The 17077-nt window shown below is 52.4% G+C and carries 17 protein-coding genes and 1 pseudogene; 4 read left to right on the plus strand and 14 right to left on the minus strand.

The genetic code is table 11. The annotated features are described in order from the left end of the window. Positions 1–862: DNA methyltransferase (locus ACYVG7_RS12900; RefSeq protein WP_460883503.1), on the minus strand; the 862-nt coding region annotated here is incomplete at its 3' end. A gap of 91 nt (positions 863–953) precedes the next feature. Beyond that, complete coding sequence (locus ACYVG7_RS12905) at positions 954–1529, minus strand: LexA family protein (RefSeq protein ID WP_460883504.1); 576 nt, start codon at positions 1527–1529, stop codon at positions 954–956. Between the two features lie 274 nt (positions 1530–1803). Here ACYVG7_RS12905 and ACYVG7_RS12910 point away from each other — a divergent pair, with 274 nt between their 5' ends. After that, positions 1804–3429: a hypothetical protein gene (locus ACYVG7_RS12910; protein WP_460883505.1), complete on the plus strand. Its 1626-nt coding sequence runs from the start codon at positions 1804–1806 to the stop codon at positions 3427–3429. Between the two features lie 93 nt (positions 3430–3522). Next, positions 3523–4080, plus strand: coding sequence for a hypothetical protein (locus tag ACYVG7_RS12915; protein WP_336576118.1), 558 nt, complete (start codon positions 3523–3525; stop codon positions 4078–4080). Here ACYVG7_RS12915 and ACYVG7_RS12920 read toward each other — a convergent pair. From ACYVG7_RS12920 to ACYVG7_RS12940, 5 genes are all read right to left on the minus strand, one after another. Next, a complete protein-coding gene (locus tag ACYVG7_RS12920; RefSeq protein ID WP_460883506.1) occupies positions 3971–4885 on the minus strand; it encodes a hypothetical protein in 915 nt (304 codons plus the stop codon). The genes ACYVG7_RS12915 and ACYVG7_RS12920 overlap by 110 nt on opposite strands. A 512-nt stretch (positions 4886–5397) precedes the next feature. Beyond that, a complete protein-coding gene (locus tag ACYVG7_RS12925; RefSeq protein WP_460883507.1) occupies positions 5398–6534 on the minus strand; it encodes a TniQ family protein in 1137 nt (378 codons plus the stop codon). Beyond that, positions 6492–7382: a TniB family NTP-binding protein gene (locus tag ACYVG7_RS12930; RefSeq protein ID WP_460883508.1), complete on the minus strand. Its 891-nt coding sequence runs from the start codon at positions 7380–7382 to the stop codon at positions 6492–6494. The genes ACYVG7_RS12925 and ACYVG7_RS12930 overlap by 43 nt, the downstream gene beginning before the upstream one ends. Then, a complete protein-coding gene (locus tag ACYVG7_RS12935) occupies positions 7379–9298 on the minus strand; it encodes a transposase (protein WP_460883509.1) in 1920 nt (639 codons plus the stop codon). Before ACYVG7_RS12935 ends, ACYVG7_RS12930 begins: the two co-directional genes overlap by 4 nt. Beyond that, positions 9291–9980, minus strand: coding sequence for a TnsA endonuclease N-terminal domain-containing protein (locus ACYVG7_RS12940; protein WP_460883510.1), 690 nt, complete (start codon positions 9978–9980; stop codon positions 9291–9293). Before ACYVG7_RS12940 ends, ACYVG7_RS12935 begins: the two co-directional genes overlap by 8 nt. Before the next feature lie 114 nt (positions 9981–10094). Between ACYVG7_RS12940 and ACYVG7_RS12945 the strand changes: the two are divergent. Then, a pseudogene (locus ACYVG7_RS12945) lies at positions 10095–10766 on the plus strand (ATP-binding protein); the annotation flags it as partial. 241 nt (positions 10767–11007) lie between these two features. Further along, positions 11008–11979: an acyltransferase gene (locus ACYVG7_RS12950; protein ID WP_460883511.1), complete on the plus strand. Its 972-nt coding sequence runs from the start codon at positions 11008–11010 to the stop codon at positions 11977–11979. Here ACYVG7_RS12950 and ACYVG7_RS12955 read toward each other — a convergent pair. From ACYVG7_RS12955 to ACYVG7_RS12985, 7 genes are all read right to left on the minus strand, one after another. Then, positions 11929–12387, minus strand: coding sequence for a 2-thiouracil desulfurase family protein (locus ACYVG7_RS12955; protein ID WP_460883512.1), 459 nt, complete (start codon positions 12385–12387; stop codon positions 11929–11931). The genes ACYVG7_RS12950 and ACYVG7_RS12955 overlap by 51 nt on opposite strands. A gap of 80 nt (positions 12388–12467) precedes the next feature. Then, positions 12468–13076 (minus strand): thiol:disulfide interchange protein DsbA/DsbL, encoded by a 609-nt coding sequence (locus tag ACYVG7_RS12960; RefSeq protein ID WP_460883513.1) that lies wholly within the window; start codon positions 13074–13076, stop codon positions 12468–12470. A gap of 67 nt (positions 13077–13143) precedes the next feature. Then, positions 13144–14124, minus strand: coding sequence for a serine/threonine protein kinase (locus ACYVG7_RS12965; RefSeq protein WP_460883514.1), 981 nt, complete (start codon positions 14122–14124; stop codon positions 13144–13146). Positions 14125–14367: 243 nt separating this feature from the next. Next, entirely contained in the window at positions 14368–14634 is a 267-nt protein-coding gene (locus ACYVG7_RS12970; RefSeq protein ID WP_460883515.1) for a YihD family protein, read from the minus strand. Between the two features lie 18 nt (positions 14635–14652). Next, positions 14653–15483, minus strand: coding sequence for a diguanylate cyclase (locus tag ACYVG7_RS12975; RefSeq protein WP_460883516.1), 831 nt, complete (start codon positions 15481–15483; stop codon positions 14653–14655). Between the two features lie 336 nt (positions 15484–15819). Continuing rightward, positions 15820–16842, minus strand: a complete 1023-nt coding sequence (locus ACYVG7_RS12980; RefSeq protein ID WP_460883517.1) for a squalene/phytoene synthase family protein — start codon at positions 16840–16842, stop codon at positions 15820–15822. Further along, positions 16829–17077 (minus strand): hypothetical protein (locus ACYVG7_RS12985; RefSeq protein WP_460883518.1); only part of this gene is annotated, 249 nt, incomplete at its 5' end. The genes ACYVG7_RS12980 and ACYVG7_RS12985, both read right to left, overlap by 14 nt.

Here is a 17077-nt window from a genome sequence, read left to right on the forward strand (position 1 = left end):
ACAACCAAGAGCCCAACAGTGCAAAATCCTGGTTATCGGGTGGGGTGAAAATAGTCAACAACACGTAAAGGGAACAGCGCCCCGGATTTCCATATATTGAATCCATTGCCTCTGTTCGCTCTTCAAGGCGAGTCTTAGAGCGATCCGCATCTTTAGCATAGATAAGCACATATTCAGTAGCTGTAGAAATATGTTTTGAGTCGGATTTCGGGGCATAGGATTTCTGCCAATTTATAATGCCAATTCGGTTTTCTTCTTTGAAAATCTCATCCATCAGCATACCAAGGCGATATAGTTCGCGATGATCGATACAAATAGCAATTACGCCGTTTGGCTTTAACATTTCTCGCATCATCCAGATGCGAGGCGTCATAAATTTCAGCCATTTGCTATGACGAGAGCCATCATCCTTCGGAACCAGCTCACCAAGATCGGGGTCATTAGGATCTTTATCCCACTTGTCGTTATAACGGAAATCCTCTCCCGTATTGTAGGGCGGATCTGTTACGATTAGATCGACTTGTCCCCGATGTTTATATAGTGTCACCATTGTGGACAGATTTTCACCGTCCCAAATCTCATTTTGGGCCTGTGTGCTCTCGTCTTCGACAGAATATTTTTTTACTATGCGGTGCAGTTTTGGCTTTACTTGGCGAATGATCTGCCACGGAGCGGTGCGCCCCGTGTAGTTCATCACTATCCCATGACGCCCAGCCTCCGCATTAGCCGCATCGTGAGCTTGTAACAGCCGTATTAAAGCAGACCGAGGCAAGCTATCGTAATGGTGACCGCGACTACCTAAGTCTACCGAATTTAGAGAGCTTTTCTCAGGCGGCGAGCCCACTGGCTGCTGGTTCGTCATAATTCAGATTCCTATCCCGTTTGGGTATTCATTGTCATCGCGAATTGTAACAACCCAAACGGGTTTAACCGGTTCGCGAACCATAAAAATGTTACACATACTTCCTGAAGGCACCGACCACCAGACCGAATATCTCCAGATGATCATGGGGTCGGATCAGTGGGAACGCCCCGTTACCAGGCCGCAGATAAAAACCTACTTTGTCTTGTTCCAAGTACTTTACAGTGAACTCGTTGTCGACAATGGCAACTACGATATCTCCCAGTTTGGCGGGAGCGCCTTTCTTGACGATCACTGTATCTCCCGACATCAACCCGGCTTCGATCATCGACTCGCCTTTGACCGTCAGCATCACAGTTCGTGATGGGGTGTCAATCAGGTATTCGTCGATTGAACAAGCCTCAACCACAAAGTCGTTGGCCGGGCGGGGAACGCCCGCTTGAATGGTGTCAGCGACATCCCGCTCAAAGAAGTGTTTTCCCGGTTGAATCCGCCGGTCTGGGGCGTAGGCGAGATAACCCAGCTCCATCAGCCTACCCACCATGGCGGAGACGGCAGATTTCGATTTCATCCCCACCAATATCCCCATCCTGGAGAAGGATGGCAGGATACGATGCTTCGCGTAGTAGTCCTGTAGTTTGGCGAGATATTCCTTGTCCCGGTTCATGCACATCTCCTCGCAATAGACATGATTCTATAGAACCTGCGTTCTATTGCAAACCAATACATCGAACGGACCAACGAATGGAACATACGTTCTACAGTCTTGTCGTCATACAACCGGTGGCGACCTAACACCATCCTCCTCTCCGTCAAGATCCGCACGCAGTCCGGTCATAGCTAGAAGGAGATTTCGGCGTTTGCCAACTAAAGCACACTCTGTAGTTTCACGCTGTGCTAGATGATGAAGAGTGACGATCCATATAATCGGAATCGCCGATATGACAACAAAGTTCGCGATTGAAAAGTTATCCGCCCTCGAAGGAACGTGGCGCATTGATTGGTTTGGGGATGTTGCCTATCCAGACCTCAGCAGGAGGCAATCACAACCTTCTGTTGCAGTCCGGTTTTCTCGATATCCACGTCCCCGACCAATGGGAGGGGAAGATAAACGGGAAGTGTGGTTACCCATTGGATTGCTGCCATTTTTGAAAGTTGGCGATGTATGGCAGAACGGTCAAGCGACTGGGCAGAGCACAGCTCCATCAAAAGAGACATTCCGGCAACTAAATATCAACTCTGATACCGCGCAGTTTTATAAGGCCGGTGGTAAACCACGGCCTGAGAGATTCGGATTCATGCGAGCGCTCTCTTACTGGCTGCCAATTCGTTTACATCCATGGCATAGCGAACACACGCATTCAAACTGCGTCATCATTGCTGACCGTCCAAGGCTGCAAATCATTATTCCCTGTATGGAGCTCATTCGCTTTTACTTCGGCTCTTCGAGCTCGCTTCTCTCCATGCTTTTCAGACCAACACTTAGCCGCACAGCACTGGCCAAACAGTACATAAAACGTCCTGATGGATCTGTTTTTCTACGCCTTGCCGATGGTATCTCGGGGGCGTCAGCTGCTGATATCGCTCGAATGCTGTACTCTCCAGCCGCATGGCGTACCGCTTCATTGATTGGCAAGAGCGCTCTTTCCTGTTCAAGTCTTGGTCTGCCAATCTACCCCAAATGCTGGTTTCCTTTTGACGGGGTAACAGATCTACATGTCTCCGGGCAGTGGATCAGACATGATGAATCGCAAAATGGTACTTTTATTGTTTATGAGATCTTATCCTGCTCCCATGAGTTCCCATTCAAATCCGTTCGATATGTAGCGCCAAGCAACAGCGATCGGCTTGCATCACCTTCACAAGGTAGCCAAACCCAAGCACCAACGCGCAACAGACAAAACCCAAAGACGCTCTTATTGACGGATACAGATCCGGACGAAAAGAGACAGACCAAGTTCGTACAGTTCGCCTCCCACAGTTCCAAGTTTCCAGACCTAGAACATAAAACCATTTTTAAGAATCCTAGTTTTTTGATATCCAAGGCCCAGTCTTACCCCACAGCACCACCCAGCGCATTCAGTGTTGGGTCTACTGGTAATGGGAAAGGGATCACACCAGTAGAAATCGAGGCAGGAATAGAACAGCCAACCTTCAACCCTCGGGAATTACCCGATTACGTCAGGGCAGCCCTGGATTCGTTGCAGCATGCTCTTCGCTTTACGCTGATGACACCCCCAAGCCAATCTGAATATACATTTCCCGTTCCGCTCATTCACAACAGACCCGACAATCCCTATCCCGCTTGTTTTATCCAAGATGAAAACAGGGGGATACGACGCCGCATGATGGGATGTGTGCAAGTTGACTATGCCGATAGAGCAGAAGGTGTGCTCATTCTTGAGCCTATTGGTTGCGACACTCCCGAACTGATTGCGTTCGAGCTTATCGAAGAGCTCCTGGATTTGGAGCTGATAAAGAAACAACTTCTCCGCCATTGGGAAAAGGATGAAGCACCAGACAGTGCAGATGATGAGCTCAGGCCCACTTCGGTGACTATCGGATAACAGCCTAGCGTCATCTGCCTGAATTACTGACAGATGTCAGCAACACACAACTCTCCTAGCCTGTGTCGGTAGTGAACACGCAAGGAGACCACCATGACGCTCAACTGCTTAGGAACGCTAGCATCACCCGAACTGCTCCAACCCATTTGGAACGAAATCGACTCCCTGGATGAGCGGGAGCATTACAAAGAGGCATACCAATACCTCCGCTTCGTCACCAAGGAGCTCACGTTGCTTCACGAAGCAACCATCGCCGTTAGCTCACTGCTGAATGTCGCCCCTGATGTGCATTGGCCCTTTGAGCAACTTCAGAAGCAGCTAGAGCAGCAATTGCAGCCTATCCGGGATAGCAGTTTGCTTCGGTACATTGAAAGCCTCCGTACTGTTTTGCAGGCAGCTCATCAGGCTCTTCATACCGAAAGAGGCGGTGTTGAACCGGACATACTGATCACTGAGTTGTGCGCTAATCAATGCGCACAGTTGGAACGCGAAGAACTTGACCAACAATTAGACAGCGAGTTCGAGTCCGACCCAGCCATCCTCACAGCTGCATTGAACACTTGGGGATCCAGTAGTTCAGCCCTTGATGGCGAAACAGCAGCCCATCGCCATCATCCTCAAGCCCCTCGTTCGCAATCAGCTGTCGGATAGCGGGGCCTGTTAACCCGTGGAAATAGGCCAGGGCCGTTATGGCCCACCGCTCTTGAAACCGCCTGTCGCTCTCAGGTTTCTGAACCATCTGGGCAAGCCGCATTTCCAGTGCGGCTTTAGCCTGGCTCTTGTGCTTTGTCTTCTGAATCAAAGCCATGCTCAGTTGAGAGTTCTGGCTGCGATTCAGATATGCGATGAAGCCATGCAGAGCTGCCTTCTGTCCGGAAACGAGTGACAGGTATGCAGCTACGTCTTGCTGCTCAGGAATAGAGCGCTTGGAGGTGAGGGTTTGAACAAGCAGTTTCTTGGCCGGTGTCAGAGCCAATCTCACCGAGCGCAGCGACATTTCATTTCGCATGAGTTTCGCCTGCAGATACTCGTAGTAGCCCACCAATACATCACAGGCCTGCTGGTTTGATATCCCTTGAAGAAGTCGGTTGATGCTCCTCTGCTCTGAGTCATTCAATCTCGTCGCCTCATCATCAGCCCATCCTCGGCTTTCCTTCAGCCAGAGAGCTGCCAGCCGATAACGTCTCAGCACCTCGGCACCAAATTCCTTCACCAATGGTTGATAACTGGTTGTTTCAATTAGCCCAGTCCTCTCCAACATCTGGAAAAATGTCAGATACCGATCCAGGTATCGAGCGGCTTTATGCGCTCCGCTACGCCCCAAAAGCCAACCGGAAAAAGCCTGATAATGCGGCTGAATCGACGAGTTCAACACATCAAGATTGAACCGGAGTCGCTGCTCATAAACCTGATTCCAATAACACTCGGCACAACAATCACCGCGACCGGCAGGCATAGGCTTCCCGCATTTTGGACAGGCAATCGTTCCTTGCTCCAGGCACTTGGAACATAAGCGTTTACCATCCAGGGCAACCCGTAATCGCCGTGATCGACCGCATGCCTGACAACACCCGTGGTCGGCCCGAGCACAGCGAGGACAAACCGGCTCATCAAAACCAAGCCGCGTTACCCGTGACAGATGGTGCGACATCGCGCCGCAGCGGCTGCAAGGCTTCTGCTCAGAAAAATATCGTGCACAAGCATTACAAACCGGACCGTACTCACTCAATAGTCCGATCCGGTAATTCACCTTACCGCACCGGACACACGGCTGGCGCTTCTGGCAGTTTGAACAAATCGCATCTGAGTGTCGCGCCGGTAACCTGGCTAGCTCCCCACATTGCGGACATGGCTTTGGTTTAAACTCACGCGCATAGCACGTTCCGCAATAGTGCTCCTGTTTATAGACCTTATGAGCTCGCTCTATCTGTCGTCCACAACCAAAACACTCGCGAATGTCAGCACCTGTCATGGCAAGAGCCCTTGTCGGCGTAGCAGGCGAGCCCATTCATAACGCACGACCGCCTTCGACTTGGGGCGCTGAGAAGGTGCTCTGGGACATAGATTCTTTCTCTTGGCCGGAGTTTCCGGTAGCTGGTGCAGCCACGCCATCAGATCCTCGGGACATGAGCTATCTCTGTCGATCAAGGTATTGCGAGACACCCCTGAGCGTTTGAGCAGAGCCATGAGCTCGTCACTACCAAGAGACAACATATGACCAACAGCCGCGAACAATGGCGCTCGTTGATCGGCAGGCAGCAGCTCAATAGTGAATCTGGTTGGAGGTTGTTGGATCGATGCCAAATCAATCCCTGCTGATTGGACAAAGTCGATCATATGAGAGTGTGAGTTGGTATGTCTGGCCACAGAGCGCCGGAGCAAACTCAACAGCATCTTCGTGAGGGCAAACCAGCCAACCGAGGACATCGAGTTGGATCCCCAATCAACTGAGCGACGCTCGAATATGCGAGTCGCCATATCCTGAAAGGCAAGCTGATGGGAACTGGCCTGCGGCGGCACCAGACTTCGCAAATCAAACCCACAGGAGAAGCAGATCCCGATGTGAGGTGCCTGAGCACAGATGCGATGGAACTGGATGGGGGTATGGCAGCTTGGGCAGTTGGCAATCAGCTCAGATTGATGCAAAGGACAGCAGGTATGCCAAGCCAGTCGCCACGTCCATCGAAAGTAAGGCTCAGATGCGTGTAAACACGATGGGCAACACTGCACGCCCATTTTGTGCTGGCGATTACGACTCCCCATCGCTATCACCCAGGGCAACAGTGCAGGTGCCTGGCCGTTGGGGAAAACGACACCTTCAAGGTGAGGAACCAGGGTCATTCCACCGATCTCATCAGTAGTGAGCCCAGAGGACATGGACAAACTCGCTAACCGATTGCCGTCCAAACGGCGATCTATGTCCATCGTCCATGCCCGCCAATCCGGCCAGAGTGACGAGGTCATCGATAGGGGCTCGCATCCATGGGCTAACGCCGCCCTGACAAGCCAGGATGACAGCAGCTCGTCCGGGAGTGGATAGACAGGCACCGGCCATTTGAATGTCACCGGATAGTCTCTCGCTGCCCGCTCGTCGGGCGAAGCCACATATGTTTTTCTATCTGCGACTGATCCACTTTTTCCGAGCCATCTTTAATGGCAGCAGCGGCACAGGTAGCGAGTAACCGCTGCAAGTTCCCCAGGTTACCGCCCGAGATAGAATGCAGGAGCTGGATGCTCTCCGCGCTACGCAACATGGAAGGGTGTTTCAGTGGCAGTATTCGTTCAAAGCTTGCCACGAGCTTGGCGAAGTTGGCATCCATCTCCCAGGAAGGCAATCGCTGAACATCAAAGCGACTGGCATGTTGGGGATCGGTATGCAGAACACGAACAGCCTCCGTCGTTCCGACCGCCACAATCGGGATCATGAGTTCATTACACATCAATTTGATGGCATTCATGATTTCACGTTGCTTGATAGCTGAGCCCGCCAGCAGTGAGTGGAACTCATCGATGATCAGCATTTTGACCCGACACGCACGACACAGGTGAATAACCTGATAGCGCAATTTGACCGTTGGATCGGATATTCGATAGGGCGTAAAGAACCGCTCCAGGATGGAAACATACAGCCCTTTTTCATCAGCCGTTGGTGGTGCCTCGGCCAAAATTACCGGTTTGAATCCTTCCGGATCTGCATCTTCAAACATCTTGTAATACTGCTCATGGAAGTGCCGCACAATGGTGGTTTTACCGTTGTTTGGCTCACCAACCAGAAGCAGATTTATCATTCTGGGCTTTTGGGGTTGCTCGATGAGTTCATTCAGGGTTGCCAAGATCTGGTTGGCTGCCGGATACCCAATCCATCTTGGTTGATGGATAAAGGCTATTCGCTCCTGATCGGACAACGCCATGACGTGCCGGAAGTCCGGATGAAGATGGGCATACTCCGTCATGAAATGTCCTCATCGTTAAATGGTTCGATGTTATCGAAATCAATCGCCAACAGATTTGGCTTGGCTGGTTCAGATACTGGGGCTGCTGGAAGAGGAGCCGCTGGTGTAATGCCCTTCTCGTGCTCCCGGCGACGCTGTGATTGCCTGCGGGCTTTCTTGGTCGAGACCTTCGACTCCTCGACCAGTTCGCGCAGCTGAGTGATGGTATTGAGGATCTGCGTCTCGGTCGGAGATGAGTATCCATCATCCCGTAGACGTTTCCTGATTTGCTGATACTCCCAGACGCTCATTGGCGGTAGGGACTGGTCAGCGAGAGGCACTTTAAAATACTGCTTCAATTCCGGATCGAAGAACCACACATAGGATATGTCTCTCGGATCACGCCGAAAGGTGAGCTGCTTCTTCTGGCCGGTTTCAGCATCGGTTGCGTTAAGCCAGTACCGTAACGTGTCTGCGAAATAAGTTAGCCCTTCGATGGCGACGCCTGAAATCTGCACTGTCCGGCTGAACGATGGCAAGAAATCGAGCAGGATGGTCATGCGATCTTCTGGTCTGGGCGGATATCCGATCCCGTCAACCTCATGGTTTCCGTTTATCCCAATCTCCCATTTGGTCATAGGGCTCATACCAATGCCCGCGTGGTAGCGCTTGTGATAAATGTTGCAGATGAACGTGACGATCCATTTCTCAAGCTCGCCTTTGGTCATGACGGCCTGCTTCTCGGAGTCATAGTCTTTGCGCTCCCGAATATTCGAGAACGTAGTACCGGGCAGATCATGCAGCTCCTTGACCACAGTACCGATGATCCGCTCGATATGTCCGCCGTACCGGGGTTGCTTGACGGGTCTGAAGCTCAGATGAATTCCATGCATCTGGCATGACCGACTGAAATTGAAAGAGCGGAAGTCCGCTCCGTTATCCACATGGATCGTATGAGGGAAGCCCCAGACCGGCCAACTGCCCTCAACCTTGTGCAACGTCATCCAATCCTCTTTGGGCAAGATGGAATGGGCCACACACATCGCAACTGAGGTTTCAGAAGGAGGGTCGAACGAAAGGTAATACCCCGTAATCATCCGGCTATAAACGTCCATGGCCAAGGTGATCCAGGGGCGGCCAATCGGTTTACGGTGAACGTCATCAACCAGGATGATGTCGGCCGGCGTATGGTCAATTTGAATGACGGCCAAAGGGTAATCTGCACCAGGGAAACGCCCTGGTGCTGCAGTGAATTTGTTTTTGGCCTTTTCCCGAAACCCTCGCTTACGCAACTGCTCCCGCTCCGAGACCTGCAGGACTCTCGCCCTGATCGCCGAAGCGCCTGGACGCGGGATATTGCGGAGTTGGCATAACCGAAAGACCTCTATAACGGTTTTCTGGATACGCGAGCGTTGTATCGTGAGATAGAAAGACTGGATGACCTCATCGATGAGCGCTTCTTGTTGTTTGGAGAGCCTGGAATTACCAGCACGCCATCCACGATTCATGGGGATCAGGCTGGAAAGTGCTTCAACAGCGCGGTAACGGGATAACCAGCGATACAGCGTTGCAGGACTAATGCCTAATTCTTCCGCCCGTTGCGTGACTTCCCCTCGGCCAACAGACTGTCCCAAGGACAGCAGTGGCTTAATTGCTTCATATCGCTCTGTCGCAACCTTCCAATCTTTATCCTCGATACCATCCAGATCGACCGGATGGTCAAGACGGGCAACGACTGATGCCGAGACCGATGAAAGTTCGTTGATCCGCAGCGGCTTACAACGTCCAGACTCCACGTTCTTACCCAAGAGGCTTTCAAAGTCGATGTGGTGAAGGATCCGGTAAACCACGCCCTCATGTTCAACAAATTGCCCGACATCGAGATTTAGGCGTTTGCGCTGGGGAACAACACTCTCATTGGCCTTGTTATCACTCATGGCTGGTCACCCAGAAAATGGTTGTTCTATCGAGGGACTTGGAGATATCACAGTCAATCAGCCGCATGGCCAGCAGGTGCCAAGCCATCACTGTCCATGCTCTCTGATCATCCTCGGCCACCGAGCAACAGGAAAACAACGCAGGCAGCGTAGACGGTCCGCAAGACCGCAAGGCATGCATGAGGGTATCCGATTGCTTGGGTCTCTCCGAGAGCCGCTTATAGCGCTCCAGGAAGCGAATGTTGTCCAGCACCTGGTCCCGTATCCGGGACTCGTCAAATATCCCGAACGACCAGCCCTGCTGTTGGGCAAACCGCCTTGCGGCTTTCCACTTGGCCGACCAGCGCCGCCAATTCTCTTTCCAGAGAGCCTGGGGTTTCACCTCCACCAGTACCCGCTGGATAGTCGAGCCATGAGGCCCACGCAGTGACATCAAGAAATCGGGTGTGTAGGTGTAGGAGCGGCCATTATCGGCAACGAAGGGGATTTCGACGGGCTGAGGAATGATTTCGAGAACATTGAGGAAGAATTCGTGGCGGATGAGAAAGTCGCGCTCCAGCGTTGACTCGTACTGGATGGCTTGTCCGCCTCGGAATGGGTAGCTGCCAGAGACGCTTCGGCGTGTCGGGCCAATCTTGCGGACTTGTTGCACCAAAACCTTGTCGCAGCTATTTCCACTCAAACTAGACCTCGTCTCAGCTATTTGCAAAAAAGCGTCTCATCTATTTCGATAAAAATAGCCGTAACTCATTGATCTACGGTTTGACCTGTCTCACTTATTTCGAAAAATGACAGAGGCAGCCAACCTAGGCCCGGTGAAATATCCCTCGCCCATAACGGGGTGCTGTTTTTGGATGAACTGCCGGAATTTGATCGTCGGGTATTGGACTCATTACGCGAGCCGCTGGAAACCGGCGCCATCAGCATCTGCCGGGCCGCACGGCAGGTTGACTTTCCCGCACGATTTCAACTCATTGGGGCTATGAATCCCAGTCCCTGCGGCCATGTCGATGATGCACAGCAACGCTCCAGCCCCCAGCAGGTTTTGCGTTATCTGGGTAAATTATCCGGTCCCTTCCTCGACCGCTTCGATTTGACCGTCGAGATCCCTCTGCTCCCCAAAGGCGCCCTGAGTAACCCCAGCGAGCGCGGTGAGAGCAGCGAATCGATCCGGCAACGGGTGGTTGATACCCGTCACCTGCAACTGCAGCGGGCCGGTAAGCTCAATGCACTGCTCGATAGTCGGGAGATCGAACAATACTGTGCACTCAGCAGCCGGGATGCGCAGTTTCTCGAAGAGGTGATCCACCAACTCGGCCTTTCCCTGCGGGCTTGGCACAAGATATTGCGAGTTGCCAGAACCCTGGCAGATATGGCGCAAGAGGCGGATATCCAGCGTCATCACCTGGCCGAAGCATTGGGCTATAGAGCCATGGATCGCCTGCTTAAACGCTTACGCGCTCCGTGAGTCGAGGGGGCACCATTGATAAAATATGTGGTCGGAGTAGACAAATCCTAGAGAAAAGCATGCTATATGCCGCCGCGTTCTGCATTAAGACATCAGGATATCAGCTCCTGATAGCAAGCAGTCTCGTTTGGAAAACATCATTACATTCATTCGTTGTCCGGGTTCCGGCATAGCTGCATCTAGGTGCCATCGGCCAAGGAGTGCGCTCGCCCCCGGCGTTTGACTTGAAGATCAATACTCTATGCTGGCATTTCTTCCCGGATTTGTAGTGGCTGTTATCAGCCTGACCCTGACCATACTGAACACGGCAATTAATTCTGTCTTGATCGTGTTCTTCTCGCTGCTCAAGTTGCTGATCCCCATTCCGGTCGTCAGTCGATACATGGGGCGTCAGGCAAATCGCTTCATGCAGAGCTGGTTACTGGGCAATGCCCTGATACTGAGGTTGGCAAACCGAGTCGACTGGCACATAGAGGATCATAGCCAGCTGAATGCTGAAGGATGGCATTTGATCATCAGTAACCATCTAAGCTGGACCGATATTGTCATCATCGGCGACCTGTTTCGCACCCGGCTCCCGGTCCCTAAATTCTTTCTCAAATATGAACTGCTGTACGTCCCTTTCGTCGGTCTGGCCTGTTGGGGTCTGGATATGCCCTTCATGCGACGCTACAGCCGCGAATATCTGCTCAAGCATCCCGAACTTCGCGGCAAGGATGTCGCAAGCACCCAGGCCGCCTGTGCCAAATTTGCCCACGAACCAACAACCGTGATTAACTTTGTGGAAGGTACGCGTTTTACTGCCGCAAAAGCCGGCGCCAATCGCTCTCCCTTTCGGTATCTGATGCCCCCTAAGGCGGCCGGGCTCTCTCTGGCCCTTGCTGGGCTGGGAGATCAATTCGAGAAGATCATCAATGTAACCCTGAATTACCCAGATAACCGTGAACACCCATTCAGGGACCTGCTGTGTGGCCGCATGAGGCGTATTCAGATTCACATCGAAGAAATTGCCATCACGCCAGAGCTGCGCGGCGACTATGTGAATGACAAGCCCTTCAAACGCGACTTTCAGCTGTGGTTAAATCAGATCTGGCAGGAAAAAGATCAGCGACTCGAGCAACTACAAGGGCCGACACCGCAACCCCAGACGGCGGTTACAATTTCAGCATCGCCTCTGTGTATAAGCAATAAATTCAGGAAGTTGCTGCTCTGAAAAAACGCGGATCCCGTGCTTGCGGAGCAGTGCTGTCGTCAGCCCCTCTCCATCCACCAGAGTGCCATCAAAGTGGCCACTGTAGATATGCTGGCTACCGCATGATGGGCTGCGCTCTTTGAGCAAGGCACAACGCACATCATGCTGAACACACAATGCCAGTGCCGCTTCCGCCCCTCGGATAAAGGCCGTAGTCACATCCGTTCCGTCTACGGTGCGGATGGCACCATCCGGCTGCCGCTCCGCTGCGGGACGAGGAACCGGCAGACCACCGGCGACTTCGGGACAACAGCCGAGAATCAATCCCTGCTGCTGCCAGATCGCCAGTTGACCCAGCGCCAATGTTTGCGCCTGACCATCATAGCGAACCCGTTCACCCAGCAAGCAGGCACTCACCAACAGTTTCATCCTATGCTCCCTATCCTCGACCTGCGAGTTTGTCGCCAATGAAAAAGGGAGCCTCAGCTCCCTCTCTCGGACATCAATACTCAGTCTTTTTTGTTCAGCAGAAACTGCACCAGCGCCTTGTATTCATCCGCGCTTTTCACCGACTCGGTCTTGAGCAGGTAACGGCCATTGACCACAGTGGCTGGCACGCCACGAATTTGCATTTCGGTGGTGTTGCGATCATATTGCGACACCAGACCGGTAACCGCAAAGCTATCCACAGCCCCCTCATATTCGTTACCCGCAACCCCAATACTTTCAAACAGCGCCTTGATATCGGCACGGCTTTGCGGCGGCTTACGGTCGACCTGGATCTGTTTAAAGGCTACCGGGCTGAACTTGGTTTCAACGTCCAGCAAAGTAGCAACGGCGTAAGCTCGTTGTAATTCTGGACCCATCTCGCGACCGAGGAAGGCAACTGGATTGCGTTTGAATTCCACACCTTGCGGCAGACCCTTCTTTACTTCAGCCACAATCGGTTCAAAGGAATAGCAATGGGGACAGAAGTAGGAGAAAAACTCCAGTACCTCCGGCTTGGTGGTGGCAGTTTGCTTAACCACATCGTAATGCACCCCTTCCTTGAACAGAGGTGCAGCCTGAACCAGAGAGGTCATCATCAGACCCGCCAACAGCATAATGATCTTTTCCATGAAATTTCCTGTCGTTGATGTTGTTCAGGGTCAGCATGACCCTCTATCCGCAGCACAGACTATTCACTCAATAGGACGGCGTCAATGCTAGGGGTGGCGCTTTGAGTCGCACCAACTGCTGCCCAAGCTGCTGACGTTGATTCAACCAGAATTCCTCTTCTGCAAACCAGGGAAACGCCTTGGGAAAAGCCGGATCAGGCCAACGGCGATTGAGCCATGCCAGATGATGAATCATACGCGCCGTACGCAATGGTTCAATGAGCCGCAACTGGCCGAGATCGAATGCACAAAACTCTTCGTACCCACTTAGCAGAGCATCCAGCTGCATCCGCTGCTCCGCCTCATCCCCGGATAGCAACATCCAGAGATCCTGCACCGCCGGTCCCATCAAACAATCATCCAGATCCACCAACATGGGACCATCACGCCACAAAATATTGCCGATATGACAATCCCCATGCAGCGGAATATGAGGGCAAACCAACGTCAGTGGCGGCAATAATGCCGCCGACAGCTTTGTCAGCAACTCGGTAAACTCAGGGTTCAGCTTCCGGGGCCAAGGGGAGTGCAGCAACAACTGCGCCAGCGGCTCGGCCACGAAACGCTCATGGCTGTAAACTCCTCGCGCCGACAACGGCATCGCCGGGCTCAAGCTGTGCCACAACCCGAGCTGATGGCCCACCATTTCCAGCTGTTCTAGGTTATCCGGCTCCAGATGCCGGCCACCGACACTGGGCCAGACCGCAAACAAAAAGCCACCATGCGCATGTAAAGTGGACCCACCGAGCACCAATGGCGGCGCCACGTTGACCTCATTATCACTCAGATAATGAGTCAGACCGTGCTCTTCAAGGATCTGCTGCGCACTCCAGCGTTCGGGACGATAAAACTTGACCACATAACGCCGCTGATCTTCACATAAGAACTGATAGACCCGATTTTCATAGCTATTCAATGGCGTCAAGCCGGATTCGAGATAGAGGCCTACCGACGCCAGAGCATCCAGGATCAGGTCGGGAGTCAGGTTGGCAAAATGAAATGCGCTCATCAGGGAGTTCCTTGTTCAGAATCCGGCAGGTGCCGAAACATCTTGCAGCGCTGATGCAGATACAGCGGATCCGCCAACACAGAATGTGTTGCCATCATAAGGGGAAATGGTCCGGAGAACACCGCTAGAATGCAGTACTCACTCAATCCAATGAGCTCGGGGAAAGAACAAGAGGTGAAATTGCGTTTCTCCGTCGCTGATAACAGAGAAACGCAAGAGCTAGTTTAGATGAGCAAGTTATGGCTATTTGGTGATGCCACGAGCTCGCAGCAAGGCTTCCTTAAAATCCGGGACACAATCCTTGGCCAAGCCCGGAATCATCTCCTGTTGGCTCTTATCGCGCATCTTGAGCTGATAAATCAGCATGTCGTCACTCAGATCCATCAAGGAACCGGCCAATCCCGCTTCCTGGGCGATTTTGCTAACGAATTGAACCAGACTCAGATCCCGGTCCGCCAGCCATGCGGCTTGTAATAACTCCAGCAGCTCTTCAATACGATGACATTGCATGCTCACTACTCCTACCGATTAATCTGCAATTTCAATACGATTCCGGCCATTTTTCTTGGCGCGATACAGGGCGACATCTGCCATTTCAATTAACTCACTGCTCGCCATATCCGGCTGCGGGATGAGACAAGCACAACCCTGGCTACAGGTCACCCGCTCTGCGACCAACGAGTGATGATGAGGAATAGCCAACAGCCGCAATTGTTGGCTGACCGCCTCGGCAATCGTACTGGCCCCCGTCACGTCGGTAAATGGCAGTAATAACACAAACTCCTCCCCGCCATAGCGAGCCGCCAAATCATCATCCCGCCGCAACACGTTGCGCAATAGCAGTGCCAGTTGTTTTAAGCAATCATCACCCGCCTGGTGCCCATAGCGATCATTGAACTGTTTAAAATAATCCACATCAAGCAGGATCAATGCCAATGGCGCCGCAGCTCGACTGCAACGTCGCCATTGGGCCTCCAATTGCTCATCAAACTTGCCCCGATTAGCAATGGCCGTCAATCCATCTTGCTGGGAAGCAACGCGCAATGACTCCGTCCTCTTGCGCAGCTGCTTGGCCATATCAGCACTTAAGAAACGGTTATAAAGGCCCGCTGTTTGCCAGCGCAGGATTTGTCGACGGGTGAGTTCAGAAAACAAAACGCTGAATAACACCACCAGAATGATCACATGGTCGATAGCGCCCTCACGGGCGAGCAACTCCAGACACAAAGCGGCACTCACCGGGACAATCGCCCCATAGAAACATCGCACACTATTCAGTAACAGTACCGAACAGGCCGCCATATACAGACAAGAGAGCAAGACCAGTAACATTCTCTGGGTTTCGGCCAGATAACTCATGAAAAACAACAACCCCATCGCCCACATAATCGCGCTACAAGTGGAACCGATAAAATATTCGTACTCCAAGCGCAAACGAGATGCGGAACGGTGATAGCGTCGCCAATATAGATGGAGCATACGCCATGACAATGTCGCAACGCTCCCTGCTAGCCAGCTCCACCACAATGCATCAGGCGCATAGGGCTGGACCAGCCAGGCAATAAACGAGAGCACCATCGCTTGAGCAGGAAGAGCGTATGAACCACTTGCATACAGGAAACCAATCAGCTCTCGCTTCACCCGGTAATTTAGCCGCTCGCTAACCATTAGGTACCCCTCGAGCCAAGAATAAGCTCACTTCCAGGCCGAAACACGCCGGTAAAGTTCACCGACATCCCGATGGGTAAGGGGTAATCCACGCCCCAACCAGCGGAAATAAGCGCGCAATAAGGCATTACTCCATCCAGCCCCCCGACAGCTCACTATCACTCCCTTTACTTGACGCCGTGAAATTTTGACGGGAGCTGCCTCGCTAGAAAGCGAATGGTCGTGCACGCGTTGCAAGGTCAAGATGGCCATGCCAATGGCCCACAAACAAAACTGGCGCATACCGGGCTCTTGCTTGGGTAGTTTCAACGTAAACGCTACCGCATCCCGCAAATGACCATGTGCTAGCGCAATATAGTCGGCAATCTGTTGCCGATCATGGTGAACCGAGCATTCAGCAGCAGCCTGAGGCTGAGATGGCAACCAGCAAACCCCCCTAGCCGCATCCTCCTGAATATCTTTGAGAATGTTGGTTAATTGTAAGCCCTCACCGAACGAAACGGCCAAGGGAAGCAGACCAGTCTTTTGCTGTTCGATGTCAGGAGAATAGACACTGAAGAGTTCCGTGAGTAACTCGCCGACAACCCCTGCGACATGGTAGCAATAATGGTCAAGCGCATTACCATCCGAGATGCTGGACTGCTGCTGTTGAGCCGACATGCCACGGCTCATAATGGAAACCCCTTGTACCAGTATCTGCTGAACAGCGGCAGGAAAGGAAAATAAGCGCGCCAGCACCGACGGAATATCAGCGATCAACGCTTGCTCCCCCTGCGGAGTATCAATACTCAAGCATCTCGCCAGTTGACGGCTCCAAGCCTCAACACTAATGCTGCCGCAGCCCTGCAGTGACGTCAGAAACAAGTCCATATGTTGTTGCTTGATGGAGCAAGACAACGCAGGGTCATCCTCGATCGTATCGACGATCCGGCATAACAGATAGGCATTACCGACCCAATCGGCCAACGGCATAGGGAGCACAGGGATAGTCAGAGCAAATGTGCGGGATACTTGTTGTAGATGAACCGCTTGCTGCTCAAGCGTTAACATGCAGCCAGGCCTCGGTAATAAGAATGAACTCGCAGTCTACCACCCTCAAACGAGCGGGCATAATCGAGACAATAAAAGCGAGATGAAACACCATAGATCCGGGTTCAAAATCAAATAGCTGGCAGATTTCAAAAACAAAAAAAGCCCAGACGTTGGTCTGGGCTTTGCTGTTAGTGGCGGAGTGGACGGGACTCGAACCCGCGACCCCCGGCGTGACAGGCCGGTATTCTAACCG

The organism is Pseudaeromonas pectinilytica (assembly GCF_054780855.1).